General features: G+C 63.4%; 4 protein-coding genes. 1 reads left to right on the forward strand and 3 read right to left on the reverse strand.

Features of this window, described 5'->3' with window-relative positions:
* Positions 1-241: DUF2950 family protein (locus AC1DY5_RS42260; protein WP_478120395.1), on the forward strand; the 241-nt coding region annotated here is incomplete at its 5' end.
* 23 nt (positions 242-264) lie between these two features.
* Here AC1DY5_RS42260 and AC1DY5_RS42265 read toward each other — a convergent pair.
* The 3 genes from AC1DY5_RS42265 to pflB all read right to left on the reverse strand — a co-directional run.
* Entirely contained in the window at positions 265-1,854 is a 1,590-nt protein-coding gene (locus AC1DY5_RS42265) for an aspartate:alanine exchanger family transporter (RefSeq protein ID WP_478120396.1), read from the reverse strand.
* 49 nt (positions 1,855-1,903) lie between these two features.
* Complete coding sequence (pflA, locus tag AC1DY5_RS42270; protein ID WP_478120397.1) at positions 1,904-2,761, reverse strand: pyruvate formate-lyase-activating protein; 858 nt, start codon at positions 2,759-2,761, stop codon at positions 1,904-1,906.
* Positions 2,762-2,771: 10 nt separating this feature from the next.
* The coding region (gene pflB, locus AC1DY5_RS42275) for a formate C-acetyltransferase (RefSeq protein ID WP_478120398.1) at positions 2,772-4,824 on the reverse strand (2,053 nt) is incomplete at its 5' end.

Genomic DNA, 4,824 nt, shown 5'->3' on the forward strand with positions numbered 1-4,824 from the left:
GGGCAGGGACGCCCCGGGCGGCGCCTACGACTACGTCATCGGCGGCCGCATGCGCAGCGGCTTCGCGCTCGTCGCCTGGCCCGTGCGCTGGGGCGACACCGGCGTCATGAGCTTCATGGTGAGCCACGACGGCGTGGTGTACGAGAAGGACCTGGGGCCGGGCAGCGCTGCAGCCGCCCGCGCCATGACGCGCTTCAATCCGGACGCGTCATGGCGCAGGGTGAGCAGTCCTGAGAGTTGAGCGACGATCGACGCCAACACCAGTCATCGGAATAGCGCCGGCACGATGTCCACGAAGAGAATCTTCACGATCGTCATGCCCGGAAAAATCATCGCGTAGCCGATGTCCGGTCGGTCCGTCGGCATGACCTTGTTCGAGTAGGCAAGGATGGCCGGATTGCCACAGGCCCCCGAGACGATGCCCGCGACCTCGTCGTAGGGCATCCGGAACACCAAGAGGCCGAGAATCAGGATCGGCAAGACCAGTGCGACCAGCACGAGCGCACCCATGAAGAGCATCTGCAGTCCGGTGTCCGCGACGGTCGCGGCAAACTTCGGCCCCGACGCCATCCCCACTTGCGCCAGAAACAGCGTGAGTCCGAGGTTCCGCAGCACAAGGTTGGCCGACAGCGGGATGGTCCAGTTCATGCCACCTGAGCGCCGCAGATTGCCCAGGATGAGCGCGACAATCAGGACGCCAGCCAGGCCCACTGAAAGCTTGCCGATGCCGGGCAGCGGGAACTGGATCGCGCCGAGCAAAAAGCCCAGCGCCATGCCGAGGCCGATGGAGATGTAGCTGAATTCCGCCGTTCCCTTGATCGAGTCGCCGAAGAACTTTTGCAGCGCCGAGAAGTCGCCCCGGTGGGCGAGCATGCCGACCCGGTCGCCGAATTCGAGCAGGAGGTCCGGCCGCGGCAGGATGTTGATGTCGCCGCGGCGCACCTGCGCTATGACCACCGCCTTGTGACCCGGCAACTCCAGATCGCCGAGCGGCCTGCCCACCACGCCGGGCCGCGAGGCGAACACGCGCACGTAGTCGAGATCGCTGCGGTCCTTGAACACGCGGCCGGGCGCCGCTTCACCCAGGTTCCTTCTGACTTGTTCAAGCACTTCCTTGGTGGGGCCGACAACCAGCACGACGTCGTCCTCCGCGACGAGGTGCCCGTGGGCGGCCGGTTGGTTGTGGTGCGCCGTGCGCAGCGCCACGATCTTCACCTGGGGAGGCAGCCCGCTCATGACTTCTCCCAGCGTTCGACCGAAGTGGTCCTGATTGCGAAGCGCGATCTCGAGCATCTCCATGCCGCTGACCGGGGTCGTGTCTATCTTGGGCTTGACGATCATGAACGCGACGTAGAGGAACAGGATCGGCCCAGCAAYGCCGAACGGGTAGGAAACTGAGTAGCCCACGGCGGGGTCGTCATTGCCGAGCGTTGCAATAGCCGCTTGCAGCGTCGGCGTGCTGGTTCCCGAGCCCGCAAAAAGTCCGAGGGCGTAGCCCAGATTCAGGCCCATCGACTTGGCGATCACCAGACTCACCGCGCCTGCAGAAAGCACGCCAACCAGTGCGATCAAGTTGGCCCTACGGCCAGAGGCGCTGGTCAGGCCGATGATGAATTGCTTGCCGTACTGAACCCCTACTGCGTAGAGGAAGAGGGCGAGGCCAATCGTCCCCACCATGGGCGCCGGCACTGCCTTGGGCGCAAACCAGCCCATGGCAAGTGCGACGAACAGCACGGCCCCCACACCGAGCGAGAAGCCCTTGATGTTAATCTCGCCGACGAGGTAGCCGATAGCGACAGTGAGGAACAGCGTCATCAACGGCTGTTGCTCGAGCAGCGTCCTGATGAAATCCATTGGTCGTCTCCTTTGCTTTTGTTTTAAGGTAGACGGTCCGGAAGACGGTCTAGTAGACCGTCAGCCCGCGGCTGCGGAACTGGTCGCGCACGCGCTCGCTTAGCGCGGCGTCTGGCGGCTCGAAGTTCTCTAGCGGGTAGGTCAGACCGAGCTCGTGCCACTTGTCGCGCCCCATCTGGTGGAAGCGCAGGATTTCCACGCGTTCGAGGGATTTCAGGCCGGCGCAGAAATCGGCCACTTTCTCGACGTTGTCGAAGTCGTCGCTGAGCCCGGGTACGAGCACGAAGCGCACCCACATCGGGCGCCGCAGCGTCGAAAGGCGCTGCGCGTAGTCGAGCGTGGGCTGCAGCGGCTGATTCGTGATCTTCTTGTAGGTGGCCGGATCGCCGGACTTGATGTCGAGGAGGTGGAGGTCGATGTCCATCATCTCCTCGTCGGTCATGCGGTCGCCGAGCCTGCCTGCAGTGTCCATGCAGGTGTGCAGCCCGAGTTCCTTGCAGCGGCGAAAAATTCGGCGCACGAAGGGCCGTTGCACCATGGGTTCTCCGCCGGACAGCGTGACGCCGCCCCCGCTGATCTTCAGCACCTTTGCATACTTGCCGATCACTTCCATCGCGCGCGAGACAGTGACCGGGTGGCCGTTGTGCTTGTGCCAGGTGTCGGGGTTATGGCAGTATTGACAGCGCAGAAGGCAACCGCTGAGGAAGGCGACAAAGCGCAGGCCGGGACCGTCCACCGTGCTGCCGACCTCGTACGAGTGCACGTAGCCCACGAGGTCGTCTTCGCCATCGATCTCTTCAGCGTCGGCCGGGTGAACGGCGTAGTAGTCGCTCGCGGCCTTGATCTCTTTCATCCCCTCGCGGTCGATGATGAGTTCGTAGCGGCTGCCGGTGCGGGGTTCAGTCATCACGCACCTCCTACATGCTGCCGTGGAAAGTGCGATTGATCACGTCCATTTGCTGCTCCCTGCTGAGCCGCACGAAGTTCACCGCGTAGCCAGACACGCGAATGGTGAGTTGAGGGTACTTTTCAGGGTGTTTCATCGCGTCCTGCAGCGTCTCGCGATTGAGCACGTTGATATTGACGTGGAAACCACCGCTCGAAAAGTAGGCGTCCAGCGCGCCGACGCCGCGGTTGATGCGATCCGCCTCGTTGCCGAGCGCGGAGGGGACCACCGACAGCGTGAGAGAGATTCCGTCCTCGGCGTCGTCGTAAGGGATCTTGGCAACCGACAGCATCGCAGCGAGCGCGCCGTGCGTGTCCCGGCCGTTCGACGGGTTGGCTCCTGGCGCGAACGCCTCACCCTTCCTGCGGCCGTCCGGCGTGTTTCCCGTCGACTTGCCGTAGACGACGTTGGACGTGATGGTGAGGACCGACTGAGTATGGACAGCATCGCGGTAGCTTGGGTACATGCGAACCTTGCTCATCATCATCGACACCAGCAGTTTGGCCAAATCGTCCGCGCGGTCGTCGTTGTTGCCGAAGCACGGGAACTCGCCCTCGGTCCTGAAGTCGACGATGATCCCGTGCTCGTCGCGCACCGGTGTCACCTTGGCATGCTTGATCGCAGAGAGGCTGTCGGCTGCATGCGAGAGTCCGGCAATGCCACAAGCGAGGGTTCGCAGGACATCGCGGTCGTGCAGCGCCATCTCTATCGATTCGTAGGCATACTTGTCGTGCATGTAGTGGATGATGTTGAGCGCGTTCACGTAGGTCTTCGCGAGCCAGTCCATCATCAGGTCGAGGCGTTTCAGCACCTCGTCGTAGCTCAACACACCGTCGGCGACGGGGGCGACCTTCGGCCCGACCTGCTCGCCGGTGATCTCGTCGCGTCCGCCGTTGAGCGCGTACAGCAGTGTCTTGACGAGGTTCACGCGCGCGCCGAAGAACTGCATCTGCTTGCCCACACGCATGGCCGAGACACAGCAGGCGATCGCGCAGTCATCGCCCCACTTGGGCCGCATGAGATCGTCCGACTCGTACTGGATCGCGCTGGTGTCCATTGACGTCTTGACCGCGAAACGCTTGAAGCCGTCCGGCAAGCTCGGTGACCAGAACACGGTGAGGTTGGGCTCCGGAGCGGGGCCGAGGTTGTTCAGCGTGTGCAGCGTGCGGAAACCGGTCTTGGTGACAAGCGTGCGTCCATCCTCGCCCTGGCCGCCGACCACTTCGGTGACCCACACCGGGTCGCCCGAGAAAAGCTGGTTGTATTCGGGTGCGCGCAGGAAGCGCACGATGCGCCACTTGATCACCACGTCATCGACGATCTCCTGTACCTGCGACTCGGTCAGCGTGCCCTCGCGCAGGTCGCGCTCGAAGTACACATCCCAGAATGTCGAGAGCCGTCCGGCCGACATGGCCGCGCCGTTCTGCTGCTTGATGGCCGCGAGGTAGGCGAAGTAGGTCCACTGCACCGCCTCGCGGCCGTTCGTGGCGGGGCCTGAGATGTCGTAGCCGTAGCTCGATGCCATCTCCTTCAGTTCCTTGAGCGAGCGGCGCTGCTCTGCAAGCTCTTCGCGCTGGCGAACTACTTCTTCCGTGGAATGCCGATCGTCCAGTTCCGCTTTCTCACGCTCCTTGTCCGCGATCAGGAAATCGACCCCGTACAGGGCGACCCGGCGATAGTCCCCCACGATGCGGCCACGCCCGTAAGCATCCGGCAGGCCCGTCACGAGCCCCGACGAGCGGGCTTTTCGGATGTCTGGCGTGTATGCATCGAACACACCATCGTTATGCGTCTTGCGGTACTTCGTGAAGATCTCGCCGATGGTCGGATCCGGTGTGTAGCCATAGGATTCGAGGCTCGCCGCGACCACACGCCAGCCGCCGAAAGGCATGATTGCGCGCTTGAGTGGCGCGTCGGTCTGCAGGCCGACGATCAGTTCATTGTCCTTGTCGATGTAGCCGGGCCCGTGCGCGAGGATGCTGGAAGGCACCTGCGATACGTCGAGGATGCCCTTATCCCGCTCC

Source organism: Variovorax sp. P4_D9, assembly GCF_056401695.1.

Excerpts from the sequence above, each read along its gene's own strand:
- pflA (WP_478120397.1), bottom strand. The coding sequence starts at position 2,761 with ATGACTGAACCCCGCACCGGCAGCCGCTACGAACTCATCATCGACCGC.